General features: G+C 72.4%; 29 protein-coding genes. 18 read left to right on the forward strand and 11 right to left on the reverse strand.

The window, feature by feature from the left end; translation table 11 throughout:
- Nucleotides 1–7: 7 nt before the first annotated feature.
- Complete coding sequence (locus tag MILUP08_RS02600; RefSeq protein WP_007454487.1) at nt 8–505, reverse strand: GbsR/MarR family transcriptional regulator; 498 nt, start codon at nt 503–505, stop codon at nt 8–10.
- Between the two features lie 92 nt (nt 506–597).
- Between MILUP08_RS02600 and MILUP08_RS02605 the strand changes: the two genes are divergently transcribed.
- Complete coding sequence (locus MILUP08_RS02605; protein ID WP_007454489.1) at nt 598–1,494, forward strand: ABC transporter ATP-binding protein; 897 nt, start codon at nt 598–600, stop codon at nt 1,492–1,494.
- On the forward strand, nt 1,491–3,104 hold the full coding sequence (locus tag MILUP08_RS02610; RefSeq protein ID WP_007454491.1) for an ABC transporter permease: 1,614 nt from the start codon (nt 1,491–1,493) through the stop codon (nt 3,102–3,104). Before MILUP08_RS02605 ends, MILUP08_RS02610 begins: the two co-directional genes overlap by 4 nt.
- A gap of 126 nt (nt 3,105–3,230) precedes the next feature.
- Here MILUP08_RS02610 and MILUP08_RS02615 read toward each other — a convergent pair whose 3' ends face one another.
- Nucleotides 3,231–3,566, reverse strand: coding sequence for an STAS domain-containing protein (locus MILUP08_RS02615; protein WP_007454492.1), 336 nt, complete (start codon nt 3,564–3,566; stop codon nt 3,231–3,233).
- Nucleotides 3,567–3,730: 164 nt separating this feature from the next.
- Here MILUP08_RS02615 and hemL point away from each other — a divergent pair, with 164 nt between their 5' ends.
- The 6 genes from hemL (at nt 3,731) to ccsB (ending at nt 9,801) form a co-directional block, all read left to right on the forward strand.
- On the forward strand, nt 3,731–5,068 hold the full coding sequence (gene hemL / locus MILUP08_RS02620; RefSeq protein ID WP_007454494.1) for a glutamate-1-semialdehyde 2,1-aminomutase: 1,338 nt from the start codon (nt 3,731–3,733) through the stop codon (nt 5,066–5,068).
- A gap of 63 nt (nt 5,069–5,131) precedes the next feature.
- Nucleotides 5,132–5,779: a histidine phosphatase family protein gene (locus MILUP08_RS02625; protein WP_007454496.1), complete on the forward strand. Its 648-nt coding sequence runs from the start codon at nt 5,132–5,134 to the stop codon at nt 5,777–5,779.
- Complete coding sequence (locus MILUP08_RS02630) at nt 5,779–6,345, forward strand: TlpA family protein disulfide reductase (protein ID WP_007454498.1); 567 nt, start codon at nt 5,779–5,781, stop codon at nt 6,343–6,345. Before MILUP08_RS02625 ends, MILUP08_RS02630 begins: the two co-directional genes overlap by 1 nt.
- Complete coding sequence (locus MILUP08_RS02635) at nt 6,345–7,169, forward strand: cytochrome c biogenesis CcdA family protein (protein ID WP_007454499.1); 825 nt, start codon at nt 6,345–6,347, stop codon at nt 7,167–7,169. The genes MILUP08_RS02630 and MILUP08_RS02635 overlap by 1 nt, the downstream gene beginning before the upstream one ends.
- On the forward strand, nt 7,169–8,824 hold the full coding sequence (gene resB, locus MILUP08_RS02640) for a cytochrome c biogenesis protein ResB (RefSeq protein WP_007454500.1): 1,656 nt from the start codon (nt 7,169–7,171) through the stop codon (nt 8,822–8,824). Before MILUP08_RS02635 ends, resB begins: the two co-directional genes overlap by 1 nt.
- Nucleotides 8,824–9,801: a c-type cytochrome biogenesis protein CcsB gene (ccsB, locus tag MILUP08_RS02645; RefSeq protein WP_007454502.1), complete on the forward strand. Its 978-nt coding sequence runs from the start codon at nt 8,824–8,826 to the stop codon at nt 9,799–9,801. Before resB ends, ccsB begins: the two co-directional genes overlap by 1 nt.
- 86 nt (nt 9,802–9,887) lie before the next feature.
- Here ccsB and MILUP08_RS02650 read toward each other — a convergent pair whose 3' ends face one another.
- Both MILUP08_RS02650 and MILUP08_RS02655 read right to left on the reverse strand, forming a co-directional pair.
- The gene (locus MILUP08_RS02650) at nt 9,888–11,246 is read right to left on the reverse strand and encodes a hypothetical protein (RefSeq protein ID WP_007454503.1); all 1,359 of its coding nucleotides are present in this window, start codon (nt 11,244–11,246) and stop codon (nt 9,888–9,890) included.
- 104 nt (nt 11,247–11,350) lie between these two features.
- Complete coding sequence (locus MILUP08_RS02655) at nt 11,351–11,599, reverse strand: hypothetical protein (RefSeq protein ID WP_007454504.1); 249 nt, start codon at nt 11,597–11,599, stop codon at nt 11,351–11,353.
- Nucleotides 11,600–11,913: 314 nt separating this feature from the next.
- Between MILUP08_RS02655 and MILUP08_RS02660 the strand changes: the two genes are divergently transcribed.
- Both MILUP08_RS02660 and MILUP08_RS02665 read left to right on the forward strand, forming a co-directional pair.
- Nucleotides 11,914–12,720, forward strand: a complete 807-nt coding sequence (locus tag MILUP08_RS02660) for a helix-turn-helix domain-containing protein (RefSeq protein WP_007454505.1) — start codon at nt 11,914–11,916, stop codon at nt 12,718–12,720.
- Nucleotides 12,717–12,899: a DUF397 domain-containing protein gene (locus tag MILUP08_RS02665; RefSeq protein ID WP_030334025.1), complete on the forward strand. Its 183-nt coding sequence runs from the start codon at nt 12,717–12,719 to the stop codon at nt 12,897–12,899. Before MILUP08_RS02660 ends, MILUP08_RS02665 begins: the two co-directional genes overlap by 4 nt.
- Nucleotides 12,900–13,146: 247 nt before the next feature.
- On the opposite strand, the gene MILUP08_RS02670 is transcribed toward MILUP08_RS02665, so the two are convergent.
- Nucleotides 13,147–13,623 (reverse strand): MarR family winged helix-turn-helix transcriptional regulator, encoded by a 477-nt coding sequence (locus tag MILUP08_RS02670; RefSeq protein WP_007454507.1) that lies wholly within the window; start codon nt 13,621–13,623, stop codon nt 13,147–13,149.
- Nucleotides 13,624–13,720: 97 nt separating this feature from the next.
- On the opposite strand from MILUP08_RS02670, the gene MILUP08_RS02675 reads away from it, so the two are divergent.
- Nucleotides 13,721–14,275, forward strand: a complete 555-nt coding sequence (locus MILUP08_RS02675) for a carboxymuconolactone decarboxylase family protein (protein ID WP_007454508.1) — start codon at nt 13,721–13,723, stop codon at nt 14,273–14,275.
- 180 nt (nt 14,276–14,455) lie between these two features.
- Here MILUP08_RS02675 and MILUP08_RS02680 read toward each other — a convergent pair whose 3' ends face one another.
- Nucleotides 14,456–15,331 (reverse strand): alpha/beta fold hydrolase, encoded by an 876-nt coding sequence (locus MILUP08_RS02680; protein ID WP_007454509.1) that lies wholly within the window; start codon nt 15,329–15,331, stop codon nt 14,456–14,458.
- Between the two features lie 235 nt (nt 15,332–15,566).
- On the opposite strand from MILUP08_RS02680, the gene MILUP08_RS02685 reads away from it, so the two are divergent.
- Both MILUP08_RS02685 and mqnP read left to right on the forward strand, forming a co-directional pair.
- Nucleotides 15,567–17,027 (forward strand): menaquinone biosynthesis decarboxylase, encoded by a 1,461-nt coding sequence (locus MILUP08_RS02685; protein ID WP_007454510.1) that lies wholly within the window; start codon nt 15,567–15,569, stop codon nt 17,025–17,027.
- Nucleotides 17,027–17,938, forward strand: coding sequence for a menaquinone biosynthesis prenyltransferase MqnP (gene mqnP / locus MILUP08_RS02690; protein ID WP_007454511.1), 912 nt, complete (start codon nt 17,027–17,029; stop codon nt 17,936–17,938). The genes MILUP08_RS02685 and mqnP overlap by 1 nt, the downstream gene beginning before the upstream one ends.
- Nucleotides 17,939–17,946: 8 nt before the next feature.
- Here mqnP and MILUP08_RS02695 read toward each other — a convergent pair whose 3' ends face one another.
- Nucleotides 17,947–18,909, reverse strand: a complete 963-nt coding sequence (locus tag MILUP08_RS02695; protein WP_007454512.1) for a terpene synthase family protein — start codon at nt 18,907–18,909, stop codon at nt 17,947–17,949.
- Between the two features lie 160 nt (nt 18,910–19,069).
- Here MILUP08_RS02695 and MILUP08_RS02700 point away from each other — a divergent pair, with 160 nt between their 5' ends.
- On the forward strand, nt 19,070–19,699 hold the full coding sequence (locus tag MILUP08_RS02700) for a UbiX family flavin prenyltransferase (RefSeq protein WP_007454514.1): 630 nt from the start codon (nt 19,070–19,072) through the stop codon (nt 19,697–19,699).
- Nucleotides 19,700–19,799: 100 nt separating this feature from the next.
- On the opposite strand, the gene MILUP08_RS02705 is transcribed toward MILUP08_RS02700, so the two are convergent.
- The gene (locus MILUP08_RS02705; protein ID WP_007454516.1) at nt 19,800–20,066 is read right to left on the reverse strand and encodes a BldC family transcriptional regulator; all 267 of its coding nucleotides are present in this window, start codon (nt 20,064–20,066) and stop codon (nt 19,800–19,802) included.
- A 269-nt stretch (nt 20,067–20,335) separates the two neighbouring features.
- Here MILUP08_RS02705 and MILUP08_RS02710 point away from each other — a divergent pair, with 269 nt between their 5' ends.
- From MILUP08_RS02710 to cds1, 3 genes are read left to right on the forward strand one after another with little or no spacing between them, the layout of a single operon-like run.
- The gene (locus tag MILUP08_RS02710) at nt 20,336–20,794 is read left to right on the forward strand and encodes an Lrp/AsnC family transcriptional regulator (protein WP_007454517.1); all 459 of its coding nucleotides are present in this window, start codon (nt 20,336–20,338) and stop codon (nt 20,792–20,794) included.
- 49 nt (nt 20,795–20,843) lie between these two features.
- Entirely contained in the window at nt 20,844–21,674 is an 831-nt protein-coding gene (locus MILUP08_RS02715) for an SDR family NAD(P)-dependent oxidoreductase (RefSeq protein WP_007454519.1), read from the forward strand.
- A gap of 32 nt (nt 21,675–21,706) precedes the next feature.
- Nucleotides 21,707–22,798: an L-cysteine desulfhydrase Cds1 gene (gene cds1 / locus MILUP08_RS02720; RefSeq protein ID WP_007454521.1), complete on the forward strand. Its 1,092-nt coding sequence runs from the start codon at nt 21,707–21,709 to the stop codon at nt 22,796–22,798.
- Nucleotides 22,799–22,976: 178 nt separating this feature from the next.
- On the opposite strand, the gene MILUP08_RS02725 is transcribed toward cds1, so the two are convergent.
- The 3 genes from MILUP08_RS02725 to MILUP08_RS02735 form a co-directional block, all read right to left on the reverse strand.
- Nucleotides 22,977–23,597: a putative glycolipid-binding domain-containing protein gene (locus MILUP08_RS02725; protein ID WP_039907186.1), complete on the reverse strand. Its 621-nt coding sequence runs from the start codon at nt 23,595–23,597 to the stop codon at nt 22,977–22,979.
- A 115-nt stretch (nt 23,598–23,712) separates the two neighbouring features.
- Entirely contained in the window at nt 23,713–25,674 is a 1,962-nt protein-coding gene (locus MILUP08_RS02730; RefSeq protein WP_007454523.1) for a DEAD/DEAH box helicase, read from the reverse strand.
- A 259-nt stretch (nt 25,675–25,933) separates the two neighbouring features.
- Nucleotides 25,934–26,131 carry a hypothetical protein gene (locus tag MILUP08_RS02735; RefSeq protein ID WP_083915956.1) on the reverse strand — a complete coding sequence of 66 codons (198 nt, stop codon included), beginning with the start codon at nt 26,129–26,131 and terminating at the stop codon, nt 25,934–25,936.
- Nucleotides 26,132–26,312: 181 nt separating this feature from the next.
- Between MILUP08_RS02735 and MILUP08_RS35750 the strand changes: the two genes are divergently transcribed.
- Nucleotides 26,313–26,786: hypothetical protein (locus MILUP08_RS35750; RefSeq protein WP_202805307.1), on the forward strand; the 474-nt coding region annotated here is incomplete at its 3' end.

The raw sequence follows: 26,786 nt of genomic DNA on the forward strand, positions 1-26,786 counted from the left end.
GGACCGGTCAGGCGTCGCCGGGGCGCAGGTGGCCGGTCTGGGCCCGGCGGATCCGCCAGCGCTCACCGAGCGAGTCGATTTCCTCCTGCACGAAGATGAAGAAGTCGCGCATCTCGGCCACCCGTTCGCCGGCCGGGGTCTCCGGACCGTTCAGGGCGACCACACCGCCCTCGGCCGCGTCGATGAACGTCTTGTAGATCGCGGTCTTGGTGATGGTCCCCTCGTACCAGGGGTTGTCCGGCATCCGGTAGCGATCGCGGCGGGACCGGGGGACCGGCTCGCGGATCAGCATGCCGAACTGGGTCAGGTAGCGGACCGCGCCGCTGACCGCCGCCGCGCTGACCCCGAGCCGCTCGCCGATCTCGGCGGCCGTCAGCGGGTCGTCGGCGCTCATCACGGTGAACAACACCCGGGCGGCCATCCGGGGGAAACCGACCTCGGCAAAGGTCAGGGCCATCCGTTCGACGAAGAGGTGCACCGGGTCGTGGCCGTCGCCGGTTGCCATGGTGGTCCCCTCCCGCGTGTCGGTGTGAGCCTCGATGCTGCCCAGATCTCACTGTCTTCACAACTTTGTGAAACGAGTGTAGCTTCCGAGATATGGAAACTCCGATTGCGGTGTCCGGCCTGGTCAAGACCTTCGGCCGGACCCGGGCACTGGACGGCCTGGACCTGACCGTCCGCGCCGGCGAGGTGCACGGCTTCCTCGGCCCGAACGGCGCCGGCAAGTCGACGACGATCCGGGCGCTGCTCGGCCTGCTGCGGACGGACGCGGGGGACGTCCGCCTGCTCGGCGGTGACCCGTGGCACGACGCGGTCGCCCTGCACCGCCGGCTGGCGTACGTGCCGGGCGACGTCACGCTCTGGCCCAACCTCTCCGGCGGCGAGGTCATCGACCTGCTCGGCCGGATGCGCGGCGGCCTCGACCCGGCCCGCCGAGCCGAGCTGCTCGACTCCTTCGAGCTGGACCCCCGTAAGAAGGGTCGGGCGTACTCCAAGGGCAACAGGCAGAAGGTCGGCCTGGTGGCCGCCCTCGCGTCGGACGTCGAACTGCTCATCCTGGACGAGCCGACCTCCGGCCTGGACCCGCTGATGGAGGAGGTGTTCCAGCACTGGGTGCGCCGGGCCAAGGACGATGGCCGCACCGTGCTGCTCTCCAGCCACATCCTGGCCGAGGTGGAGGCGCTCTGTGACCGGGTGACGATCATCCGCAACGGGCGGGACGTGGAGACCGGCACCCTGAGCGAGCTGCGGCATCTGCGCCGCACCTCGATCGAGGCCGAGCTGACCGGCCCGGCGGACGGGCTGGGGCAGCTCACCGGCGTACACGACCTGCGGGTGGACGGGCAGCGGGTGCGCTTCGACGTGGAGGACGTCGCGCTGGACGTCGCGCTTCGTCGGCTCACCGAGATCGGCGTACGGAGCCTGGTCAGCCAGCCTCCGACGCTTGAGGAGCTGTTCCTGCGGCACTACCAGGCCGAGCAGGTGCGGTCATGACCGCGTTCACCGGCACCCGGCACCTGATGCGGCTGATCCTGCGGCGGGACCGGGTCGTGCTGCCGATCTGGGTCCTCCTGCTGGCCGTGCTGCCGGCCAGCTACGCCGGCACGTACGCCGGGCTGTACCCGACCGCCGCCGAGCGGGCCGCGTACCTGGACAGCACGGCGAGCAACCCGTCGATCGTCGCGCTGCTCGGGCCGGTGTTCGGCGACAGCGTCGGCGCGCTCACCGTCCAGCGGGCCGGTCTGCTGGTGCTGATCGCCGCGCTGGTCAGCGTGCTGACTGTCGTACGACACACCCGCACCGAGGAGGAGGCCGGCCGGCGGGAGTTGCTCGGCGCGACTGTCCTCGGCCGGTACGCCGGTCTGACGGCGGCGCTGCTGGTGACGTACGCCGCGAATGTGCTGCTCGGCCTGCTCATCGCCGGCGGTCTGGTCGCCGCGGGTCTGCCCGGCGCGGGTTCGCTGCTCTTCGGCGCCGGGTTGGCGCTCACCGGCGTCGCCTTCGCCACGGTCGGCGGCCTGGCCGCGCAGCTCACCGAGGGCGCCGGCGGCGCGCGCGGCATCGGCCTGGGTGTGCTCGGGTTGGCCTTCGTGCTGCGGCTGGCGGGCGACGCCGGAGGATCCGGCGGCACGGGTGGAAAGGCCGAGTGGCTGAGCTGGCTCTCGCCGCTGGGCTGGGCGCCCCGGGGGCGGGCCTTCGCCGGTGAGCGTCCGTGGGTGCTGCTGCTGCCGGTGCTGTTCGCCGCGGTGGTCGCGCTCGTCGCGTACCCCGTCTCGGTGCGCCGGGACCTCGGCGCGGGGGTGCTGCCGCCGCGGCTCGGTCCGGCCACCGCCGGTCCGGGGCTGGCCGGTCCGTTCGGCCTGGCCTGGCGGCTGCACCGCGGCCAACTGCTCGGCTGGACCGTCGGCTTCGGGCTGCTCGGTCTGGTGCTGGGCGGCGCGGCGGACGCGGCCGGCGAAGCGGTGCAGGGCAACGAGCAGATCGCCGAGATCATGGCCCGGCTGGGTGGCACGTCGGCGCTCGCCGAGGCGTACCTCGGTGGCACGTTGAGCCTGACCGCGTTGGCCGCCGCCGGGTACGGCATCCAGGCCGCGCTGCGGGCGCGGGCGGAGGAGACCGCCGGGCGGGCCGAACCGCTGCTCGCCACGGCGGTGAGCCGGACCCGCTGGCTGGCGGCGCACCTGCTCTTCGCGCTGCTCGGCCCGGTGGTGGTGCTTGCCGTGGCCGGCCTGACGACCGGGCTGGCGTACGGCCTCAGCGTGGGCGACGTCGGCGGTGAGCTGCCCCGACTGCTCGGCGCCGGGCTGGCCCAGGTGCCGGCGGCGTGGGTGCTCGCCGGGCTCGCGGCGCTGCTGGTGGGCTGGCTGCCCCGGTTCTCCTCGGCGGCGTGGGCGGTGCTCGCCGGCTGCCTGCTGCTCGGTCAGATCGGCGCGGTGCTGAAGCTGAGCCAGTGGGCGCTGGACCTGTCCCCGTTCACGCACACCCCACAGGTCCTCGGCGACAACTGGACAGCAACCCCGCTGGCAGCCCTGACGGTGATCGCAGCGGCCCTGCTAGCGCTGGCCCTGCGCACCTTCCACACCCGAAACATCCCCACCCCCTGACCCCCGCTCTCACCGCGTTGATCATGAGGTTGACGGGCGATCTGGTGCCCAAACGACCCGTCAACCTCATGATCAACCCCGAGAGAGCAGGGGGGTGGGGGGAGGTGGGGGAGGGCGGGGGCGGGGTCAGCCGGTGGGTTGGTCGTTGCGGATCATCAGGGCGCTGCGCAGGCCGGTGATGTCCAGGACGCGGATCAGGAAGTCGCCCACGTGGGTGAGCATCAGCAGGCTCTGCGCGTGACTGGCCTTGCGGCTGAGCACCACGAGCGTGCCCAGGCCCTGCGAGTCGCAGAAGGTGACGCCGCCGAGGTCGAGCACGATCCGCGGAGGCGGGTCGGCCAGCACCTCGTTGACCACGGTGCTGAGCTGGGCGGCCGTGAGCATGTCGATCTCACCGGCCAGGCGCAGCACTGCTTCGTCGCCCGTCCGGTGTAGCGTGATGGACAGTTCGGCACGATCCACCCGGTCAGCCTAGCGCGATCCCGCCGACCCGGCCTGTCGAGGCCGCGAGCCGCCGCCCCACCCGCATGCGGGCTGGTCGCAGGCACCGGCGGCGGGTGAGCCTGGTAACCCCGGCCCGGGGTGGCTGCCGGTTGACCGCCCGGCGCTGACACAATGGCGGCATCGTGACCGACATCGTTTCCGCCGGAAGAGGCCGTTACCCGGCCGACGCGCCGGCCTCCGAGGCCCTGTTCGACCGCGCCCGCGCCATCGTGCCGGGCGGGGTGAACTCCCCCGTGCGCGCCTTCCAGGCGGTCGGCGGCACCCCGCGATTCATGGTCCGTGGCGAGGGCCCGTGGCTGTACGACGCCGACGGTCGCCGCTATGTCGACCTGGTCTGCTCGTGGGGGCCGCTGATCCTCGGGCACGCCCACCCCGAGGTGGTGGAGGCCGTCCAGGCCGCCGCCGCCAAGGGCACCAGCTTCGGCACGCCCACCCCGGGCGAGGTGGAGCTGGCCGCCGAGCTGGTCGACCGGACCCCGATGGAGCAGGTACGCCTGGTCAACTCCGGCACCGAGGCCACCATGTCGGCGATCCGGCTGGCGCGCGGTTTCACCGGCCGCTCCAAGATCGTCAAGTTCGCCGGCTGCTACCACGGGCACGTCGACGCGCTGCTCGCCTCCGCCGGGTCCGGCGTGGCCACCCTGGGCCTGCCCGACTCACCCGGCGTGACCGGCGCGGCGGCAAGCGAGACGATAGTCCTTCCGTACAACGACATCCGGGCCGTCGAGGAGGCGTTCGCCGCCGAGGGCCCGCACATCGCCGCGGTGATCACCGAGGCCGCCGCCGGCAACATGGGCGTGGTGGCGCCCCGCGACGGGTTCAACCAGCAGCTCGCCCGGATCGCGCACGCGCACGGCGCGCTGCTCGTGGTGGACGAGGTGATGACCGGGTTCCGGGTCTCCCGCGCCGGGTGGCACGGCCTCGACGCCTCCGATGCCGACCTGTGGACGTACGGCAAGGTCATGGGTGGTGGCCTGCCCGCCGCGGCCTTCGGCGGGCGCGCGGACATCATGGCGCGTCTCGCGCCGGCCGGCCCGGTCTACCAGGCCGGCACGCTCTCCGGTAACCCGCTTGCCTGCGCCGCCGGCCTGGCCACCCTGCGGCTGGCCGACGACGTGCTGTACCGCAAGCTCGACGACACGGCCGACGTCGTGGGCAAGCTGGCGTCCGACGCGCTGGCCGCCGCCGGGGTCCCGCACCGACTGTCGTACGCGGGCAGCATGTTCTCGATCTTCTTCACCGACGCCGACGTCGTCGACTACGACAGCGCGCGCACCCAGCAGGTGCCGGCGTTCAAGGCGTTCTTCCACGCGATGCTCGCGGCCGGCGTCTACCTGCCGCCGAGCGCGTTCGAGTCGTGGTTCGTGTCGGCGGCGATCGACGACGCCGCTCTGGAGCACATCGCCGCAGCGCTGCCCACGGCGGCGAACGCGGCGGCAGCGGCGGGTCACGGTGGGTAGCGTGAGCGCGAGGAGTGAGCCGCTCTTGCGAGCCCCGCAGTCGGGAACAGAGGGAGCGCAGCCTTGAGCAAGACGGTGGTCCACGTGCTTCGGCACGGCGAGGTGCACAACCCCGACCAGATCCTCTACGGGCGGCTGCCCGGTTTCCGCCTGTCCGAGCTGGGCGTGCAGATGGCCAAGGCCGCCGCGGAGGGTCTCGCCGATCGGGAGATCGTGCACGTGGTGGCCAGCCCGCTGGAGCGCGCCCAGCAGACCGCCGAGCCGATCGCCGCCCAGTTCGGGCTGCCGGTCGGGGTGGACGAGCGGCTGATCGAGAGCGCCAACTGGTTCGAGGGCAAGAAGGTGTCCCCGGGTGACGGGTCCTTCCGCGACCCGCGCAACTGGTGGGTGCTGCGCGACCCGGTGACGCCGTCCTGGGGTGAGGCGTACCGGGTGATCGCCGAGCGGATGTTCGCCGCCGTGCACGCCGCCCGCGTCGCCGCCGAGGGGCGCGAGGCGGTGCTGGTGTCGCACCAGCTCCCGATCTGGACGCTGCGTCGCCACGTGGAGCGCAAGCGGCTCTGGCACGACCCGCGCAAGCGGCAGTGCGGGCTGGCGAGCCTCACCTCGTTCCACTTCGACGGCGCGAAGGTTGCGGGCATCGGCTACAGCGAGCCGGCCGCGCACCTCATCGCCCTCTCCGCGACAGCCCGGACGGCCAAGGGGGCCTGATGACCACCCGGAGGTGGACCGCGGGTCTGCTCGCCACCGTCGCCGCGGTGGCGCTGGCCGGCTGCTCCTCCGGGGGCAGCGAGGAGAAGAGCTGCACCAGCGACGGCCTCACGATCACCTGTGCGCCGGACGAGCGGTCGAAGACCCCGAAGGTGACAGGTGAACTCCTCACCGGCGGCCAGTACGACGTCTCGCAGGCACGCGGGCAGGTCGTGGTCGTCAACTTCTGGGGTTCCTGGTGTGCCCCCTGCCGGGCGGAGGCCGACGACCTGGAAGCCACCTACCAGGCCACCAAGGCGTCCGGGGTGACCTTCCTGGGGGTCAACGTGCAGGACAGCAGGGACAAGGCGATCGCCTTCGAGCAGGGGCGGGCCACCTACCCGAGCATCTTCGACCCGTCCAGCCGCCAGGCGCTGAACTTCGACATCCCGCCCAACACCACGCCGGCGACAGTGGTCCTCGACCGTGACGGCCGGATCGCCGTGGTGATCCGTCGCGCCGTGACGCAGGACGAGCTGAAGCCCATCGTCGAACGGATCGCGGGCGAGAAACCGGCGCCGAACTGATGGGTGAGACCTTCGAGGAGCTGGCCCGCAGCGGGCCGCTGGTGCTCGCCATCGGCGCGGCGGCGCTCGCCGGGCTCGTCAGCTTCCTCTCCCCGTGCGTGCTCCCACTCGTTCCCGGCTACCTGTCGTACGTCACCGGTCTGGCCGGCGCGGACCTGGAGGGTCGGCGGCCGGCGGCTGATCCCACACCGGCCAGCGAGGGCGGCGGGGGCGTCGCTCTGCGCGAGCGCGCCGGGACCGTCGCGCTCAAGGGCCGGGTGCTCGCCGGCACCCTGCTCTTCATCGCCGGCTTCACAGTGGTCTTCGTCGCCACCGCGATCCTGTTCGCCAGCATCGGTCGGGTCTTCTTCGACTACAAGCGCGAACTTCAGATCGGCGTCGGCGTGTTGATCATCGTGCTCGGCCTGGGCTACCTCGGCATGATCCCGGCGCTGCAACGCGAGTTCCGCATCTCCCGGCTGCCGTCGGCCGGCCTGCTCGGCGCACCCGTGTTCGGCGCGGTCTTCGCGCTCAGTTGGGTGCCGTGCACCGGCCCGACGCTCGGCGCGGTGATGGGCATGGCCGCCACCAGCGGTCAGAGCGACCGCGCGGTGGTGCTCGCCGTGGCGTACTGCCTCGGTCTGGGGATACCGTTCGTCGTCTTCGGGCTGGGCTTCGAGCGCCTGCTCGGGGTCTTCCGCGCCATCCGGCGCAACAGCCGCTGGGTCACCCGGGTCGGCGGCGCCCTGCTCATCCTGGTCGGCCTCGCGCTGGTCACCGGCGGATGGCAGAGCTTCGTGATCTGGTTGCAGACCACCGTCGGGGTGGGCGAGGTGAGCATCTGATGACTGTCGTCGACGACCGACCGGAGACCGTGGCCCCGGCGCCGCGACGCCGGCCCAACCGGCTGCTGGCCCTGCTGCGCAACTCGTGGCGGCAGCTCACCAGCATGCGTACGGCGCTGATCCTGCTCTTCCTGCTGGCCGTCGCCGCGATCCCCGGTTCGGTGCTGCCGCAGCGCGGGATCAGCCCGGAGAAGGTCAACAAGTACTTCACCGACCACCCGGACTGGGCACCCCGACTGGACCGGATCGGCGCGTTCGAGGTCTTCGGCTCGGTCTGGTTCTCCGCGATCTACCTGCTGCTGTTCACGTCGCTCATCGGCTGCATCACGCCCCGGCTGCGCGACCACGTCCGGTCGCTGCGCTCCCGGCCACCTGTCGCGCCCAAGCAGTTGGCGCGACTGCCGCAGCACGCCGTCCTGCCCGCCCCGGCCGGTGGCGTGGCCGCCGTCGCCGATGTGCTGCGCAAGCGACGCTGGCGGGTCGAGGTCCGCGGCGACGAGGTCTCCGCCGAGAAGGGCTACCTCAAGGAGACCGGCAACCTGCTGTTCCACACCTCGCTGATCGCGGTGCTGATCGGTGTCGCGCTCGGCTCGTGGTACGGCTGGAGCGGCAACCGGCTGCTCGTGGCCGGCGCGGACAACGCGTTCTGCAACACCCGCCAGCAGTACGCCGAGGCCAAGCTCGGCCCCCGCGTCGACAGCGCCGACCTGCCCCGCTTCTGCCTGCGGCTGGACGACTTCCAGGCCCGGTTCCTGCCGTCCGGCCAGCCGGAGTCCTTCAACGCCCGGGTGACAGTCGACGGCCCGGACGAGCCGACCCGCAGCGCGGACTTCTCGGTGAACTCGCCGCTGCGCCTCGCCGACGCGAGTGTCCACCTGCTCGGCCACGGGTACGCCCCGGTGATCCGCTACACCGACCGGTTCGGCAACAGCCAGGTCAGTGACGAGCCGTTCCTGGCCACCGGTGACAGGGGGCTGACCGGCGAGGGAGTGGCCCAGTTCCCGGACGCCAACGTCGACCCGGCCACCGGCAGGCGGGCACCGGACCAGCAGGTGGCGTTCAGCGGCATCTACCTGCCCACGGCCCCGCAGCAGGGCCCGTTCGTCCGCTCGGAGTACCCGACCGAGCGCAACCCTGTGCTGAACCTGGTCGCCTACCGGGGCAACCTGGGCCTGGACGCCGGCATCCCCGGCTCGGTCTACCAGCTCGACCAGCGGCAGGTCCGCAACGGCAAGGTCAAGGAGATCGGCAGCAAGCTGCTCCGCAAGGGCGAGACCTGGACGCTCGACGACGGCAGCACCGTCCAGTTCCTGGGCACCGAGCGGTACGTCACGCTCTCCATCCGGCACGACCCCGGCTCGATGCCGCTGCTGCTGAGCTGCGGCACCCTGCTGGTCGGGCTGATGGGCTCGCTGTTCGGTAGGCGTCGCCGGGTGTTCTTCCGGGTGGCGTCGACCGACCCCGGGAACGGATCTCCGACGGGCGGTAGTAGCTTGATGGAGGCCGGTGGGTTGCCGCGCACCGACTATCCAGGGTTCGCCGACGAGTTCGCCCAGCTCGTCACCGCTGTGAGCGGTGCCGACCGGGCTGCCGAGCGGGCCGGCACCGACGCTGACTCCAGCGACCGGGCCGGTGTGCGAGAAGGGACCGAGTGATGTCCGCGCTCTCCGACAATCTGGTGACCTTCGCGATCCTGACGTACCTGATCGCGATGATCAGCCACGCCGTCGAGTACGCGCTGGGCAACGCGCGTACCCGGGTCGCCGTGGCGTCGCCCGCCCGCGAGCTGGTGGGTGCGGGGGTCGGCGCCGGTGGCGGCGTCATCCCGGAGCCGCCCGCGTACGTCCCGCCCTCGCCCGATGCCTCGGCGCGTCGGGCCCGGATCGCCGGCCTGGTCGCGGTGGGTGCGACCGCGCTCGCCGCCGTACTGCACCTCGCGGCGCTTGTCACCCGCGGTCTCGCGGCGGACCGGATGCCCTGGGGCAACATGTACGAGTTCGTGCTCACGGTGACGTTCATCGGGGTGACGGCCTGGCTCGTGGTGCTCTGGAAGCGGCCTATGCTGCGCAAGCTCGGGCTGTTCCTCACCCTGGTCATGGTGCTGCTGGTGGCCACCGCCGAGCTGGTCCTGTACGTGCCGATCGTGCCGCTGGTGCCGGCCCTGAACTCGTACTGGTTCGTCATCCACGTCTCGACGATCGTCTTCGCGTCCGGCATCTTCCTGGTCGGCGCGGTGCCGGCGGTCGGCTTCCTGATGCGCAACGGCTACGAGCAGGGCAAGCGGAGCTTCCCGTACACCCTGGCGAAGCGGCTGCCCGGCGCGGTCGGCCTGGAGCGGTTGACCTTCGCGCTGCACGCGTTCGCCTTCCCGGTCTTCACGTTCGCGGTCATCGCCGGCGCGATCTGGGCCGAGGCGGCCTGGGGTCGGCCGTGGGGCTGGGACCCGAAGGAGACCTGGGCGTTCATCTCCTGGGTGGTCTACGCCGGCTACCTGCACGCCCGTGCCACGCCAAGCGTCAAGCGCAACGTGGCCACCTGGCTCGCGGTGCTCGGCTTCCTCACCATGCTGATGAACCTGTTCGGCGTGAACATCTTCTTCACCGGCCTGCACTCGTACGGCGGGCTGAGCTGACCCGACCAACGTGAGAACGGGCCGGCCACGGAGTTGTCCGTGGCCGGCCCGATTCGTGGTGGGCCCGATTCGTCGTGGTGGCTCGGTCAGCTCACCGTGACCGGGGCGATGTCGTTGCCCGGGTTGTCGTCCACGCGGGGGTAGCGGCCGCTCGGCTGGACCTCTCCGGCCGCTCCGGCGAGGCTGTCGATCCGCAGATCGAACGTGACAGTGTTGCTGGTCCCGGCAGGGAACACGGCACCCCGTCCGGTGCAGTGCCAGGTACGCGTAAGTGGCTCACCGTCCTCACCGCCGGTCCGACCGCAGCCCAGCGGGTTGGCCAGCACGGTGACCCCGGTGGGCGGGGTGAACAGGAACGCACCGACCGTGTCGCCGGAGTTCGTGCCGTCCGGCACGCCCGGCCCCTCGTTGCGGAGGCCCACGGTGACGTGGACGGTGTCGCCGACGGCACCGGTGACGGTGGCGCCCTGGGCGACGACGTCGAAGGCACCCCGGACGTCGTGCAGGTAGGTCTGCCCGCCAGCGCCGTCCACCCCGACCGGAATCACGCCGAGCGGCTTTCCGACCGGCCGCAGCCGCAGCGCCTGATCGGCCTCGCGGTGCCGGAGCCGCACACCGCTCGGGAGGGGACCGGCGTCGGCCAGCGGCTCCACGATCTGCGTGATCCGCTTGCCGCCGAGGGTGGCCGGGCCGACAGTGGTGGCGAGTCCGCCACGCAGCTCGTGCCGCTGGCCCGGCGCGAACGTGCCGCGCACGGTGCAGACGACCACTGTGGCGAGCACCTGGTCGGTGCCGTACCGGCAGTTGCGGTAGCTCGCGGGGACCAGGCCCACCGCGAAGCGCATGGTGAGCCGCAGGTCGACGGCCGGCTGGTCACCGGCGTTGACCACTGCCACCGGAACCTGGCGCGTGTCGCCCACCTCGACGCCGCTGACGTTCTCGTCGACCATGTCGAGCAGCCCGGGACCGGAGCGCACGGTGATCGTCGCCTGCTGGGCGTACGCCTCGGTCTGCTCGCCGGACGCCGTGTAGTCGAGGGTGCCGCTGGCACCGTCGGCGGCACCGGGCGCGGCCCGGAACACCACCGGCACGACGCCGGTGAGCGTGCCGTTCTCGTCGACGGCGGTCGGTGGCATCGGGCAGGTGACCGAGGTGCCCCCGGTGACACACCAGTCGGGGAAACTCGCCGTTGCGACGCCGGTCAGGCCGGCCAGGTCGATCGTCACCCGAGGCTCGGTGGCCCCGGTGCTGCTCAGGTTGAGCGGCACCGTGCGACCGGGAGCGCCCGGGCCGCCGACCGTGACGTCGCCGAGCCAGCCGCTGACCCAGCCGGGGTCGCCTTCCGCCGCAGCCGGGCCGGCCGTTGCACCGACCGCCGCGGTGGCCACGACCAGCGCGGTCAGGCCGCGCAGGAGCCTGCCACGCGTAACGTGCACAGATCTCATCGATCTCCTTGGTGAGGGGTGAACCGGTCGGAAGAAGCCGGGGCTGCTCACCCGCGACCCGACCGGCACCCCTGATCCTAGAGATCGCCTGTGACAGTTCTCGATCAGTCGACGGGGCCGTGATCGCCGCCGCAAGGCGTGTCTGAAGGGGACTGACGCTCGGGCCGCCACGCGCGCAGCGCCCGCTCGACCTGGACGGTGACCTGGTAGGACACCTCCGGCAGGTCGGCCAGCTCGATCCGCTCGCCGCGCAGCGCCACCTGCGCGTGCAGTTCCCGGGCGATGGCGTCGCGCAGCGCGACCAGCAGAGGCGACAACCCGTCCGGGTCGCCGACGACGTACGCGTCCGACATGGATCCACCCTGCCCCCGCGTCCCACCGTCGCGCCACGACCGGTGACATGTGTCCGCCAGGCTTGACCGGGCCACGGCCGGCGTTTGATCCACTCGAGTTCCGTGAAGGCGCGGTGTCCTGCGAGCCGGAGGCCCCGATTTCAAGGAACGCGAGTGGATCTTTCTGTGACGGCCAGCGAAAGCGAGCGATGGGGCTGGCTGTAGCTCGCGTTACCCCGATATCCGCGCCCTCTGATGACAGAGCGTTCGCTGCTCGCTACGGTGCGGCAGGTGGGTTGCGAGACCTCGACAATCGGCGGCGGAAGGCGGGCGTGATGACCACAGTGGTGTCCACGGCGGCACTCATCCGGGAGCAGCGTCGGCGGTCGCGGCTCGCGGCCGGGCTGACCCAGGAGGAGTACGGCAAGCGGGCGCACTACTCGCCGTCGATGGTGTCGGCGGTCGAGTTGGGGCAGGCGGCGCCCAACGAGGCGTACCTGACCCGGGCCGACGAGGTCCTCGGCACCGGTGGCCTGCTGGTCTCGCTGCGGGAGCTGGGCCGGCGCGACGGCGAGCCGGTCTGGTTCCGCCCCTGGCTGGAGGTCGAACGGGTGGCCACCCAGTTGCGCTGCTTCGGAGCGACGATGATCCCGGGGCTGTTGCAGACCGCCGACTACGCCCGCACGGTGTTCCGGCTCGACCTGGGGTTGACCGCCGATCGGGTCGAGGAGTTGGTGGCGGCCCGGCTCGAACGGCAGGCGATCCTTGACCGGGAGCACCCGCCGCAGCTCACCGCCGTGATCGACGAGGCCGCGTTGCAGCGCTTCGCGGAGAGCTGCGCCGGGGTACTGGCGGCGCAGCTCCGACACCTGGTGGCGTGCGCCCGCCGTCCACACATCCGGGTGCACGTGCTGCCGCAGGGGGTGGGGCTGCACGCCGGCCTCTTCGGGCCGTTCATCCTCGGCCGCACCGCCGACGGCAGTTGGCTCGGCTTCCTCGACAACCAGACCGGCGGCACCGCCGTGGACGACATCAACGAGGTGGCGACCCTGCTTGGAAGGTGGGAGAGTCTGCGCAGTGACGCGCTGCCCCGGCAGCAGTCCATCGACCTGCTCGAGGAGATCGTGAAGCCATGGATCTGACCGGAGCCCGCTGGCACAAGTCCACCCGGAGCGGCAACGACGCCGGGGCATGCGTCGAGGTCGCCGACAACCTGCCCGGCCGGGTGCACGTCCGCGATTCCAAGGACCGTGACGGCGGCCTGCTGACCTTCACCCCGGCCGCGTGGCGGGCCTTCGTCGAGCTGGCCCGCACCCACTGACCCTCCGCTGAGGCGGGCAGCAGCAGGCGAAACCGCACGTGGGTCGGGTCGCCCGACAGCTGCCACCTCGGCGAACGGCGTCGATTTGATTCATGACTCGACGCCAGGCGAATGTCACCCCGGGCGGACGGCCCGAGCCGGTCGGTGCCGATGCGGCCGTGCTTGTCGGACAGTCGCCGGCGCGGCGGTCGGTGCGGCGGTGCCTGTCGGGCAGTCGCCAGCGCGGCAGCCGGTGCGGCGGTCGCGGTCAGCCGCCGAACCAGCCCGGCACGTCGAGGCGGAACCAGTTGGCGGCGGCCATGGTGCGCAGGTCGTCCTCCAGCGCGTCGACCCGGTCCGGGCCGAGGGTGTCGGCCCACTGTGCGCGCAGCCGGTCGAAGACCTCGGCCGAGCGGCGTAGGCCGTCGACGCCGCGCGGGGTCACCCGGACCAGCCGGCGGCGGGCGTCGGAGGGGTCGTCGACCCGTTCCAGATAGCCGACGGCGACCAGCCGGTCGACCGTCTTGCCGGCGGCCTGCTTGGAGATGCCCAGCCGTTGACCCAGCTCGGTGGCGGTGGTGCCGTCCACGCCGACGGCCTGGAGCACGAAGCCGTGCAGCGGTCGCAGTTCAGGGTGCCCCTGGCGGGCCAGCTCGGCGTGCAGGTCGTCGATGAGCGTCCGGAAGCCGGCCAGCAGCAGCAGCGGCAGGTGGAATCCGGGGCGCGCGGGATCAGCGGTTGCCATGTTCGACAACCACGTTTACTATTTCGTCAACCACGTTGACTATCGTACGGGATGCGGCACCGGCCCTCCCGATCGACGCTGCCGAAAGCAGGTAACCGTGTCCGTCTTCACCGAGCACACCGCCGAAACCGCACCCGCCGCCGCCCGTCGGACCATCGAGGGGGTGCGGGGCCGGTTCGGCTGGCTGCCGACCCCGGTGGCGCTGATGGCCGAGTCACCACAACTGCTCGCCGGCTTCTTCACCGCAAACGCCGGGTTCGAGCAGACCGATCTCGCACCCCTGGAGCGGGAAGTGGTCGTCCTCGCCGTCGCCACGACCTACGAGTGCCACGTCTGCGTCGCCCTGCACACCGGCACGCTCACCCGACTCGGCGCGTCCGACGAGCTGATCGCCGCGCTGCGTTCCGCCACCGAGCTGCCCGAACCACGACTGGAGGCGCTGCGCCGGTTCACGCTTGCCGTCCTGGCGCACCGGGGCGCGGTGCCCGACGGCGAGCTGGACGACTTCCTGGCCGCCGGCTACCAGCCCCGGCACGCGCTGGACGTGGTGCTCGGCGTCGGGGCGTACACGATGTCGACCTTCGCCAACCGACTCACCCGCGCCCCGCTCGACCCGCCACTCGCCGCTCACGCCTGGACGCCCGCCGCCTGACCGGGGATGGCCGCGGGGCAGGCGGCACCGCCCGCGCCTGGACGTCTGCGGCCTGATCGGGATGGCCGAGGGGCAGGTGGCACCGCCCGCGCCTGGACGCCCCCGCCTGACCGGGGATGGCCGACGATCAGGCCGCACCGCCCGCGCCTGAACGCCGCCGCCTGATCCGAGTGGTGCAGGTCAGGCCGCCTGAAGGAAGTCGCGCAGCAGGGCGAGCATCTCGTCCGGGCGCTCCTCGTACAGCCAGTGCCCGCAGTCCTCGATCACCTCGCCGCGGACGGTGTCGGCGTAGCGGCGAGCCTGTTCGGCGACCTGCCCGCCGAGGCTGGCCGCCGCGCCGACGGCCAGCACCGGCATCGTCAGCTTCGTCGACAGGTGCTCGGCGTTGTCGGCGACGTCCTGCTCGAACGCCCGGAAGTGAGCGAAGCTGGCCCGCAGGTGCGCCGGGTCGCGCAGGTGGCTGGCGAACTCCTCGATGTCGGGCGCGGCGATGCTGCCCTTGCGCACCATCAGCGCGTCGGTGAACCGGTCCACCCAGAGTGACTCCCGCCCACTGACCAGGTCCTCCGGGAGCCCGTTGCCGAGGGAGAAGAAGCCGAAGTTCCACACGCCGGGTCCGGCCTGGGTGAGCGCGGGGAAGGTGTAGATGCTCTCGTCGGGGATCGGCGCCTCGCTGAGCACCAGTCGGCTCACCCGCTGGGGATGGGCGGCGGCGTACGCGTACGCCACCATGGTTCCCAGGTCGTGCCCGACCAGCCGGAGGTCACCGACCAGGCCGAGTTGGTCGAGCAGGCCGTGCAGGTCGGCGGCGACTGTCTTCTTGTCGTATCCGCCGGCCGGGGCGTCGCTGTTCCCGAAGCCGCGCAGGTCGGGTGCGACCACGTCGAAGGAGCGTCCCAGCTCGGGCAGCAGGTTCCGCCACATGTACCAGCACTGCGGGTAGCCGTGCAGCAGCACCAGGGGCGGGCCACTGCCGCCCCGGACGTAGTTCATGCTGATCTGGCCGACCCGCGCCCGTTGCTCGGTGAACCCCGCCGGAACCCGTTCCACGCCCATCGTCGCCCCCGTCCGCCGGCTGCCCGGCTACCCACTCAACCGCCCGCCACGCCCGGGAGATGTGGGTTGATCCACTCGCCTTCCTTGAAGTCGCGGTGTCCTGCGGCCGGGGATACCGCGGTTTCCTGGAAGCCGAGTCGATCTAGACCCGCCGACCGTCGCCGGCTCGGGTCATCGCGAGTGTCACAGCACCCGGCCTGGGCCGTGCGGGAGCCGGTGCGGGAGACTGGGCGACATGGCGGCTCGTGGCTTCCCGTACACCGATCTCAAGGACTTTCTCGCGGCGCTGGAGCGCGCGGGGGAGCTGCGGCGGGTCGACGTCCCCGTCGACCCGACCCTGGAGATCAGCGAGGTGGTCACCCGCACGGTGCGCGCCGGCGGGCCGGCGCTGCTCTTCGAGCACCCCACCCGGGGCGAGATGCCGGTGGCGATCAACCTGTTCGGCACCGAGAAGCGGATGGCGATGGCCCTCGGCGTCGACTCGCTGGACGAGATCGGCGCCCGCATCGGCGCGCTGGTCAAGCCGGAGCTGCCGGTCGGCTGGTCGGGCATCCGCGAGGGCCTCGGCAAGGTCATGCAGCTCAAGTCGGTGCCGCCGCGCAAGGTGAAGACCGCACCCTGCCAGGAGATCGTCTACCGCGGTGACGACGTCGACCTGAACCGGCTGCCGGGGTTGCAGGTCTGGCCCGACGACGGGGGCATCTTCCACAACTACGGGCTGACCCACACCAAGCACCCGGAGACCGGCAAGCGCAACCTGGGCCTCTACCGGCTCCAGCAGCACGGCCGCAACACCCTGGGCATGCACTGGCAGATCCACAAGGACTCGACGGCGCACCACGCGGTCGCCGAGCGGCTCGGGCAGCGCCTGCCGGTCGCGGTCGCGATCGGTTGCGACCCGGTCGTCTCGTACGCGGCCAGCGCTCCGCTGCCCGGCGACATCGACGAGTACCTGTTCGCCGGGTTCCTGCGCGGCGAGCGGGTGGAGATGGTCGACTGCCTGACCGTCCCGTTGCAGGTGCCGGCGCACGCGCAGATCGTGCTGGAGGGCTACCTGGAGCCCGGCGAGCGGCTGCCCGAGGGGCCGTTCGGCGACCACACCGGCTACTACACCCCTGTCGAGCCGTTCCCGGTGCTGCACATCGAGGCGATGACGATGCAGCGCAAGCCGGTCTACCACTCGATCGTCACCTCGAAGCCGCCGCAGGAGGACCACGGCCTGGGCAAGGCCACCGAGCGGATCTTCCAGCCGCTGCTCAAGCTGATGATCCCGGACATCGTCGACTACGACCTGCCGGCCGCCGGGGTGTTCCACAACTGCGCGATCGTGTCGATCCGCAAGCGCTACCCGAAGCACGCGCAGAAGGTCATGAACGCGATCTGGGGCGCGCACCTCATGTCGCTCACCAAGTTGATCGTGATCGTCGACGAGGACTGCGACGTGCACGACTACAACGAGGTCGCCTTCCGTGCCTTCGGCAACGTCGACTACGCCCGCGACCTGCTGCTCACCGAGGGGCCGGTGGACCACCTGGACCACTCGTCGTACCAGCAGTTCTGGGGCGGCAAGGCCGGCGTCGACGCGACCCGCAAGCTGCCCACCGAGGGCTACACCCGCGGTTGGCCGGAGGAGATGAGCATGGCCCCGGAGGTCACGGCCCTGGTCGACAAGCGCTGGAAGGAGTACGGGATCTGATGGCCGTCCTCGACGCACCGGTGGAGAAGCCGGGCCGGGTCAAGTCCTTCCTCAAGCTCGTCGCGATCGAGCACTCCGTGTTCGCGTTGCCGTTCGCCTACCTCTCGGCCCTGACCGCCATGCAGGTCAACGGCGGGCACGTGCGGTGGCTCGACCTGCTGCTGATCACCGTGGCGATGGTCGGGGCGCGGACGTTCGCGATGGCCGCCAACCGGATCCTCGACCGGCGCATCGACGCGCGGAACCCGCGTACCGCCGGACGGGAACTGGTCACCGGGGCGGTGAGCGTGCGGACGGCCTGGACCGGCGCGGCCGTCGCGCTTGTGGTCTTCCTCGTCGCCGCCGCGCTGCTCAACCCGCTCTGCCTGGTGCTCGCGCCGCTCGCCGTGGTGCCGCTCGTCGTCTACCCGTACGGCAAGCGGTTCACCAACTGGCCGCACGCCATCCTCGCGATCGCCCAGGCGGTCGGCCCGGTCGGCGCCTGGCTGGCGGTCACCGGCACCCTGGACGGCTCCGGTCCGGCCTGGCTGCTCGGCGCGGCGGTCGGCCTGTGGATCGGCGGCTTCGACCTCATCTACGCCTGCCAGGACTCCGAGATCGACCAGGAGATCGGCGTGCACAGCGTGCCCGCCCGGTACGGCAGGCGCTTCGCTCTGCACGCCTCCACAGTCGCGCACGTGGTGACCTTCGGGCTGTTCATCTGGTTCGGCGCGCTCATCGGGTTCGGCTGGCTGTGGTGGATCGGGCTGGCGTTCACCGCTGTCGCGTTCGCCTACCAGCACCTGGTGGTCAGCCCGACCGACCTCAGCAAGGTCAACCGGGCGTTCTTCACGGCCAACGGCTTCGTCGGCATCGCGCTGTTCGTGTTCGCCCTGCTCGACCTGGTGATCCGCCTCGACCTGCGCCCGTAGGGCCAGATCTAGGCGTTGGTCGGGTAGCGGGCGCTCTCCAGCGTCCAGTCGATGGTGCCGCGCACCGCGTACGCGACCCCGTCGAGATGGTCGGTGACCGCCTCGTCCAGCGCCGGCCCGAACGACGGCACGGCGGCGCGGAGCGCCTCGAACTGCCGCATCGACTCCCGCCAGCGCTCGGCCACCCGGTCGACCGCCTCCGCCGTCGACACGCCCCACTCGGCCTGCGTGGCCAGGACCAGGTTGTGCCCGCCCGAGGTGGCCCGGTCCCGGTCCAGCGAGGCAATGTCGTTGTACCAGGAGAGCAGGTCGTTGCCGGTGCGCGCGACCTGCCGCAGCAGCGGGTGGTGGTAGACGGGGTCGGGCAGCGGTCGGCCGCTGACGAACTCCACAAGCGGGTACGACACCTCGGCCGCCGAGGTCTCGCGCCGCAACTCGACGTACTCGCCGACGCTGGGCCGGCGGGCGGTCTCCTTGTTGACCGCCTCCCGCCAGGTGCCGTCGAGGTGCCGGGCCACCGCGTCGGCGAAGCGCAGCCGCCACCGGGCCGGCATCCGGCGACGCGGCTCCCGCCAGGCCAGCACCAGCAGCCGCCGCAGCGGACCGGTCAAGCCGCCGTGCCGCAGCCGGGGACCGCCGTGCAGCAGTGCCAGCGTCCCGTCGCGCAGCGCCCGGATCTGCGCCGGGTCGAGCCGGTGCGGGCCGTCGCAGGCGTCGTCGACCAGGAAGAACCAGGTGAAGAGGGCGGTCAGCACTCGCAGGTCGGCTTCGCTGGCGTCCGGGTAGAGCCGCCCCGCGTACCGCGCGAAGCCTCCGCGGGCCAACCGGTGCAGCGCGGCCTCGTCCAGCGGCAGACCCAGTTCGGGCAGCAGACCGAGCAGCCACTGCTGGACCCGGTCCGCGTGCGGTGAGAGCCGGGCAGGAATCGGGCACTCGGCGCGCAGCGCCCAGAGGACCTCGCCGGTCGTCACCCTGCCTCCCGTGCGATCTGCTCCCGGTGCGAATCGCCACCGGCAGCATGTCAGGTCGCCGGGACAGGCAGGTGCCCGCCCGGACAACTCGGACGGCTCACGTCGACCGGATCGCGGGGGTGCCCACCGGCGCGCGACGTCGACCAGGCAGGCTGGAGGCATGCGGGAACCATGGGTGGTCGGGGTCTCCGGAGCCTCCGGCACGCCGTACGCGGCGGCCGTCGTCGGCGGGCTGCTCGACGCGGGCGAGCCGGTGGACCTCATCGTGTCCCGGGCGGCACGGCTCACCGTGCTCGACGAGACCGGCCGGTCGTTCCGCGACGCGCACTGGGCCGAGGACCTCGCGGCCTGGCTCGACCGGGACCTCACCGACGCGGACGTACGGCACTGGCCGGCGGGCGACCTGGCGGCCGGGCCCAGCAGCGGCTCCTACCGGGTACGCGGAATGGCAGTGGTGCCCGCGAGCACGGCGGCGTGCGCGGGCATCGCGATCGGGCTCTCCAAGGACCTGCTGCAACGCGCCGCCGAGGTCAACCTCAAGGAGCGCCGACCGGTGGTGGTGGTGCCCCGGGAGACCCCGGTGACCCGCAGCCACCTGGAACATCTCATCGCGTTGCACGACGCCGGCGCGGTGGTGCTGCCGGCCAGCCCGGGCTTCTACGGCGCGGGCGCGGCAGCCAGCGCGCAGCAACTCGTCGACTTCGTGGCCGGCAAGGTGCTGGACGCGCTCGGCGTGCCACACACCCTGTTCCGCCGGTGGTCCGGCCAGCTCGGCGCGGCCCGGAGCTGAGCCGTCGGCTCAACCCGTGCTGCCGTGCCGTCCGGTGGATCGTCGCAGCGGGACGCGGACCGGACTGGTGTCCGGTCCGCCTGACGTTGTCCGCACCAGTTCAGTACATGCCGGCGTTGGCCGGACCCGGCCCGGTGGAGGCTGCCGGACCCACGTTGCGTGGCTTTCCGACCTCATCCACCTCGTCCAGCATGCCCTCCCCCTCAAGCAGGGCCCGCACCTCGGATTCCCGAAACCGGCGATGCCCGCCTGGAGTCCGGATGCTTCCTATCCGGCCGGCCGCCGCCCATCTCGTCACAGTTTTCGGGTCCACCCGAAACAGCGCGGCGACCTCACCCGGTGTCAGCAGGCGATCTCCAGTGTCCACAGCCCCCTCCTCGCGTCGACGAAGCCCCTGGCTGAACACACTGCCCCCGGCTGGTGCGAGCCCAGAGCCGTCATGAGGGACGTATGGCAATTACAGCACCAGGGACCTGGCCTGTCCGCCAAACGCGAAAAATGCACTGACTGGGAAGTTAGTAAATGGTACTGGTGCGACCCCTACCTAGACCGTCAGTTTATGAACAGTTACTCACTGTTCTGTCCAACGGATGCCGAAGGCGTCGCGTTACGCCCAACCCGTTAAGGTCACTCTCCGTGGACGCCATCGACCTGAGCCTCGTCGACCTGCTGCGGAGCAACGCCCGCCTCTCGTACGCCGAGCTGGCCCGACAGGTGGGCCTCTCCGCCCCGGCCGTGCACGAGCGGGTCGGCAAGCTGGAGAGCAGCGGCGTGGTCCGGGGCTACCGCGCCGACGTGGAACCCGAGGCGATCGGCCTGGGCGTCACCGCGCTCATCGGCATCGTCGAGGACTCCGGCGCGGACTCCGACGACATGCTCGAGTCGCTGCGGGTGCTGCCGGAGATCGAGTCCTGCTACTTCATGGCCGGCGTCGAGTCGTTCCTGCTCAAGGCCCGGGTCGGCACGATCGCCGAGCTGGAGCAGCTCATCGTGCGGCTGAACCGGACCCCCGGGGTCGCCTCCACGCGTACCGCCATCGCCCTCTCCACCAAGTGGGAGAACCGCCCCCAGCCGGTCGGTCCGTCGCCCGCCTGACCGCCGCGTACACCTGGTGTCGTCTGCTCCGCGGCGGTAGCGTGCGCCGATGACCTCGCCGGGACGCGGCGCGGCAGTGGTGACCGGGGCCGCAGGCGGCCTGGGCCGCGCCGTCGCCGCCGCGCTGCACGCCGACGGCTGGTCGGTGCTGCTCACCGACCTCGACCCCGCCGCGGCGGCGGCAGCCGCGGTGCCGTTCGGCGGCTGGTCGGCCGCGCTGGACGTCCGCGACGAGGCCGCCTGCGCCGAGATCGCGGCGACCGCCGCGAGTCGAGGCGGCCTCGGCCTCTGGGTCAACAACGCCGGCATCCTGGTCACCGGCCCCTCCTGGGAGCACGACGGGCCGACCCGCCGCCGCGTGCTCGACGTGAACGCGCACGGCGCCATGAACGGCACGCTCGCCGCGCTGGCGGTCATGCGCGGCCAGGGCCACGGCCACGTCCTGAACATCGTCTCGCTGGCCGGGCTCGTCGCCGCACCGGGCGAGACGGTGTACGCCGCCAGCAAGCACGCCCTGCTGGCGTTCAGCCTCGGCACCCTGTCCGACCTGCGCATGGCCGGATACCGGCGGGTGCACGTCTCCTGCCTCTGCCCCGACGGCATCTGGACCCCGATGCTGCACGACCGGCTGGACGACCCGGGCGCGCTGGCCTCGTTCACCGGGTCGATGCTGACCCCGCAGCGGGTGGCCGCCCGGGTCGTCCGGCTGGCCCGCCGGCCTCGCCCGGTGGTCAGCCTGCCCCGCTGGCGGGGAGCGCAGGTGCGCCTGCTGGACGCGCTGCCCGGATTGGCCGTCGCGCTGACTCCGCTCGTCCGGGCCGCCGGCCGCGCAGGTCAGCGCCGCCAACACCGCCGGTCGACGCCGCCGGACCGGCGCTGACCACCGCTGGCCTGCTTGCTAGGTTTCCGAGCGTGACTCATCTCGACCGGTGCGACGAGGCCAGCCGCAGCTGGGTGACCGAGGCGATCGCCGCCGTCGAGGCGGACGCGAACCGCTCGGCCGACACCCACCTGCTGCCGTTCCCACTGCCCCGGGCCTGGGGAATCGACCTCTACCTCAAGGACGAGTCGTCACACCCGACCGGCTCGCTGAAGCACCGGCTGGCCCGTTCGCTGTTCCTCTACGGCCTCTGCAACGGCTGGATCGGGCCGCGTACCACGATCGTCGAGGCGTCCTCGGGCTCCACGGCGGTCTCCGAGGCGTACTTCGCCCGGATGCTCGGGCTGCCGTTCATCGCCGTGATGCCCGCCTCCACCTCACCCGAGAAGATCACGCAGATCGAGTTCCAGGGCGGCCGGTGCCACCTCGTGGACGACCCGGCGAGCGTCGTGGTCGAGGCCCGCTGGCTGGCCGAGGACTCCGGCGGCCACTTCATGGACCAGTTCACGTACGCCGAGCGGGCCACCGACTGGCGGGGCAACAACAACATCGCCGAGTCGATCTACGCGCAGCTGGGGTTGGAACGGCACCCCATCCCGGCGTGGGTCGTCGTGGGCGCCGGCACCGGGGGCACCAGCGCCACCATCGGCCGGTACGCCCGCTACCGCCGCCTGTCCACCAAGCTCTGCGTCGTCGACCCGGACAATTCCGCCTTCTATCCGGCCTGGCTGGCCGCCGACTGGTCGGTACGCACCGGCAAGGGCTCCCGCATCGAGGGCATCGGCCGGCCCTCGGTCGAGGCGTCCTTCCTGCCGTCGGTCGTGGACCGGATGGTCCAGGTGCCGGACGCCGCGTCACTGGCCGCGATGCGCGCCGGCTCGGCGGTGCTCGGCCGCCGGGTGGGCGGCTCCACCGGCACCAACCTGTGGGGCGCGTTCGGCCTGATCGCCGAGATGCTCGCCGAGGGCCGGACCGGCTCGGTGGTCAGCCTGATCTGCGACGCCGGTGACCGGTACGCCGACACGTACTACTCCGACGACTGGGTGGCCGCCCAGGGCCTCGACCTGGCACCCCACGCCGCCACCATCGAGCGCTTCCTGACCAGCGGCGCCTGGCCCGCCTGAGCAGCGCGTCCCCGGCCGGCCTGTCTCTCCGCGCGGGCTCTGGCCTGCGCTGCGGGCCTGGCCCGCCTGAGCAGCGCGTCCCCGGCCGGCTTGTCACTCCGCGCGGGCTCTGGCCTGCGCTGCGGGCCTGGCGTCGGCTGTCGGCCCGGCGGCCCGGCGGCGCGTCGGACCGGCTCGGTCAGCGTGGGTCGATGCGCTCCGCCAGGCCGGGATAGCGCACCACGTAGCCGTCGGCGTCCAGGTCGATGTCTGCCGTGAAGGTGCCGCTGGCGAACCGCACCCGGCCCGGCCCGAGCCCGCTGTAGATCTGCTCGGCCGGCACCACCTCCAGGCCGGGCAGCAGCACCCACGCGACGGTGATCCGGCGCGGCATGTCGGCCGGCCCACTGGTCAGCCCGAGCCTGCGCACCGGGACGGAATTGAACAGCGGCGAGCCGCTCAGGTCGACGTCTTGCGCCTCGGCCAGGCGATCCGGGTCGTCGGTGCCCGGCAGGCCGGACCGTGGATGCCCGGCCCTGGTCAGCGCCGCGTCCAGGTCGCCCTGCTCGGCGGTGGTCACCCGCCACCGGGACGCGGCCCGCTCCAACGTCACCCGGCGCAGCCAGCCCGACCCCTCGGCCTCGACCTCGACACGGGCGGTGCTCCAGTCGGGCGCGGTGGTCAGCCGGTAGCGGGCGGTGAACGGAATCGGGTCCACGGCGAGCAGCGTGCCCCGCGCCGCCAACCCGTCGCCGTCGGTGAACAGGGCCTGCTCGCTGCCGGCGGTGTCCGTCCGGGACCAGAAGATCGACTTCGCCATGGTCGCCATGAGCCGGACGTTACGCGACCGGACCGACATCGGCAGGGCATGCGCGAACGCCGCCGCGAAGCATGCGCTCCGCGACGGCGTTCCGGTGGATCAGTGCGTCAGTGCGTCAGTGGGTACGCGCCGGCGGCCGGCCGCCGAAACCGCGCCGGTCGTCACGCTGCCGGTCGTCGCGCGGCCGGTCGTCCCGACCACGGCCCTCGGAGCGGTAACCACCCCGGGTGTCCCGGTCGGCGAAACGCCGCTCACCGGCCGGCCGGTCACCCCGGTCGGCCTGCGGTCGGTCGCCGAAGCGACGCTCGCCGGTGGGCCGGTCACCGTACTGGCGGTCGCCCTGCGGCCGGTCGCCGAAGCGACGCTCGCCGGTCGCCCGCTCGCCCTGCGGACGGTCGCCGTAGCGGCGCTCGCCCTGCGGACGGTCGCCGTACTGGCGGTCGCTGGTGGGACGGTCGCCGTAGCGGCGCTCGCCCTGCGGCCGGTCACCGAAGCGACGCTCGCCGGTCGGCCGGTCGCCCCGGCCATCCCGGTCGCCGAACTGCGGGCGGTCGCCGTAGCGGCGCTCGCCGGTGGGCCGGTCGCCGTAACCCCGGCTGTCCCGGTCGGCGTAGCGGCGGTCGCCGGTGGGCCGGTCCCCGTACTGGCGGTCGCCGGTGGGACGGTCGCCGTAGCGGCGCTCGCCCTGCGGACGGTCGCCGTAGCGACGCTCGCCGGTCGGTCGGTCGCCGAAGCGACGCGGGCCGCCGGAACGGTCGTCGAAGCGACGCGAGCCGCCGGAGCGGTCGCCGTAGCCGCGCGGCTCCGCCTCGACGCGCACCGGGACGCCGCTGGGCTCCCGGGCACCGATCAGCTCGCCCAGCACCGGGTCACCGAGCCGGACCCGGGTCTCGGCCGGCGCCACGCCGGCCTTCTCCAGCATCGCGAGGGTGGTACGGCGCTGCTTGGGCAGCACCAGCGTCGCGACCGCGCCGGACTCGCCGGCCCGGGCGGTACGGCCGGCCCGGTGCAGGTAGTCCTTCGGGTCCTTCGGCGGGTCGACGTGCAGCACCAGGGTGACACCGTCGACGTGGATGCCCCGGGCCGCCACGTCCGTGGCGACCAGGACGTTCATCCGACCCTCGCGGAACTCGGCAAGGGTCTTGGTCCGCATCCGCTGGGTCTTGCCGCCGTGCAGCCCGCCGGCCCGGACGCCGACCGCCGCGAGCTGCTCGACGAGCCGGTCGACGCCGAGCTGGGTACGCGCGAAGACCATGGTCCGGCCGTCCCGAGCCGCGATCGAGGCGGCCACCGGGAACTTCTCGTGCGGCGGGATCAGGAGCATGTGGTGATCCATGGTGGACACCGACGCGGTGGACGGCGCGGTGGAGTGGGTCACCGGGTCGTTCATGAACCGCCTGACCAGCGCGTCGACGTCACCGTCGAGGGTGGCCGAGAAGAGCAGCCGCTGACCGTTGGCCGGCGTCTTCGCCAGCAGCTCGGTCACCTCGGGCAGGAAGCCCATGTCGGCCATCTGGTCGGCCTCGTCGAGCACCGTCACCTCGACGTCGTCGAGCTGGCAGATGCCCCGCTCGATCAGGTCGCCGAGCCGGCCCGGGGTCGCCACGATGATCTCCACGCCACGCCGGAGCGCGTCGATCTGGCGGTCGTACGGAACGCCGCCGACGGCGGTCTTCAGGAAGATACCGACGGACTTGCCCAGCGGCACCAGGGCGTCGTTGACCTGCATGGCCAACTCCCGGGTGGGGACCAGGACCAGGGCGCGCGGACGCATCGGCCGGGCCCGGTTGCGGTTGGCCAGGCGGGCGATCATCGGCAGACCGAAGGCGAGCGTCTTGCCCGACCCGGTCTGCCCACGGCCCAGCACGTCCCGGCCGGCGAGCGCGTCCGGAACGGTGGCCCGCTGGATCTCGAACGGGCTGGTGATGCCCTGTTGCGCCAGTGCCCGAACCAGCGGCTCGGGCAGGCCCAGGCCGGCGAAGTCGATCGGCTCGGCGGTCTCGGCCGGCGTGTCCTCGGTCGAGCCAGGCTCGACCGCGACGACGTCGGACGTCTCCGGGGCTGCGTCGATCGCCACCGGGGCGGAATCGAAAACGGACGAAACGGTGCTGGAGTCAGCAGAGGTGGTCAACAAATGCCTTTCAAGCGGGGCGCATCTTCGCGATGGCCTGCCGCGGCTGTGCCGCCGGATCGCCCGCAAGATCGCCCAAGGGCGCGCACCACGCGCGCCGGGTCAGTGATCTCGACCAGTGTACGGCGGTTCGGCGAAGCCGCCAGCCGGTTGACCGACGGTAGTGGGCGGACTCACGGAACCGCGAGGGCGCCCAGCCGTCGGATCAGCCGTTGAGCACGCTGCCCACCAGGCCGTCCATGGCATCGCTCGCGAGCAGGACGACCAGCACGCTGATCGCCACCAACAGCCCCAACGCGGCGATCAGCACGATCACCACCCGGGTGTTTCGCGATCGCTCGGTCGGCGTGTCGGACCAGCCCTGGGCAAGAATGTGCCCGGTCAGCGAGCCGGAATTCTCCACCGCCGCGTTGGCCGGCAGGGCGATCGTGGCGAACCCCGGCCCCTCGCCGCTGCCGTAGACGGTGCCTGCCAGATCGGTCCCGCCGTCGCGCCTCCCGGCGTGGAGGCCGGTCGGCGCGTCCCGCCGGGCAGGGCCGCCCGGCGGCGTGCTCGTCCGGTGGTCCGTACCACCGGTCCCCGGCGTGCCGGCGGTGGACGGCGTACGGGCGGTCGTCGGCGTGCCGGTGGTGGACGGCGTACCGGCGGTGGACGGTGGCCAGCTGGGCAGCGCGGGCGCGGGCACCACAGGTGGGGCCGAGACCGGCGCCTCGGCTCGGGCGCTGCTCGGGGTCGACGACGCGCCAGCCGACGTCCATGCGCTGCTCGGGGCCGACGACGCACCAGCCGACGTCCACGCGCTGCCCGATTTTTGTGGTGCGGCATCCGACATCGGCTGTGCCGTGGTCGGGGCAGCGTGCGGGGTGCCGACGGCTCGCGGTGCCGCGTCGGTCGAGGACGGCCAGGCTGCCGGCGGTGCCGAGACCGAGGCGGTGGCCCGTATGCCCGGGCTGGATGACGCACCGGAGACATGCCGGTCGGAGTCGGCGCGCTCGACCGGCGGAGAGGCGGTCCATCCGGCCGAGCCGGCCGGCGGCGCGGAGACCGACGCGGTGGCC

It is taken from the genome of Micromonospora lupini str. Lupac 08 (assembly GCF_000297395.2).
Classification (GTDB): Bacteria; Actinomycetota; Actinomycetes; order Mycobacteriales; family Micromonosporaceae; genus Micromonospora; species Micromonospora lupini.

Bases quoted from the DNA above. Each gene is read 5' to 3' on its own strand.
- MILUP08_RS02600 (WP_007454487.1), bottom strand. From the start codon at position 505: ATGGCAACCGGCGACGGCCACGACCCGGTGCACCTCTTCGTCGAACGG.
- MILUP08_RS02605 (WP_007454489.1), top strand. From the start codon at position 598: ATGGAAACTCCGATTGCGGTGTCCGGCCTGGTCAAGACCTTCGGCCGG.
- MILUP08_RS02610 (WP_007454491.1), top strand. From the start codon at position 1,491: ATGACCGCGTTCACCGGCACCCGGCACCTGATGCGGCTGATCCTGCGG.
- MILUP08_RS02630 (WP_007454498.1), top strand. From the start codon at position 5,779: ATGACCACCCGGAGGTGGACCGCGGGTCTGCTCGCCACCGTCGCCGCG.
- MILUP08_RS02635 (WP_007454499.1), top strand. From the start codon at position 6,345: ATGGGTGAGACCTTCGAGGAGCTGGCCCGCAGCGGGCCGCTGGTGCTC.
- resB (WP_007454500.1), top strand. From the start codon at position 7,169: ATGACTGTCGTCGACGACCGACCGGAGACCGTGGCCCCGGCGCCGCGA.
- ccsB (WP_007454502.1), top strand. From the start codon at position 8,824: ATGTCCGCGCTCTCCGACAATCTGGTGACCTTCGCGATCCTGACGTAC.
- MILUP08_RS02650 (WP_007454503.1), bottom strand. From the start codon at position 11,246: ATGAGATCTGTGCACGTTACGCGTGGCAGGCTCCTGCGCGGCCTGACC.
- MILUP08_RS02655 (WP_007454504.1), bottom strand. From the start codon at position 11,599: ATGTCGGACGCGTACGTCGTCGGCGACCCGGACGGGTTGTCGCCTCTG.
- MILUP08_RS02660 (WP_007454505.1), top strand. From the start codon at position 11,914: ATGACCACAGTGGTGTCCACGGCGGCACTCATCCGGGAGCAGCGTCGG.
- MILUP08_RS02670 (WP_007454507.1), bottom strand. From the start codon at position 13,623: ATGGCAACCGCTGATCCCGCGCGCCCCGGATTCCACCTGCCGCTGCTG.
- MILUP08_RS02680 (WP_007454509.1), bottom strand. From the start codon at position 15,331: ATGGGCGTGGAACGGGTTCCGGCGGGGTTCACCGAGCAACGGGCGCGG.
- MILUP08_RS02685 (WP_007454510.1), top strand. From the start codon at position 15,567: ATGGCGGCTCGTGGCTTCCCGTACACCGATCTCAAGGACTTTCTCGCG.
- mqnP (WP_007454511.1), top strand. From the start codon at position 17,027: ATGGCCGTCCTCGACGCACCGGTGGAGAAGCCGGGCCGGGTCAAGTCC.
- MILUP08_RS02700 (WP_007454514.1), top strand. From the start codon at position 19,070: ATGCGGGAACCATGGGTGGTCGGGGTCTCCGGAGCCTCCGGCACGCCG.
- MILUP08_RS02715 (WP_007454519.1), top strand. From the start codon at position 20,844: ATGACCTCGCCGGGACGCGGCGCGGCAGTGGTGACCGGGGCCGCAGGC.
- MILUP08_RS02725 (WP_039907186.1), bottom strand. From the start codon at position 23,597: ATGGCGAAGTCGATCTTCTGGTCCCGGACGGACACCGCCGGCAGCGAG.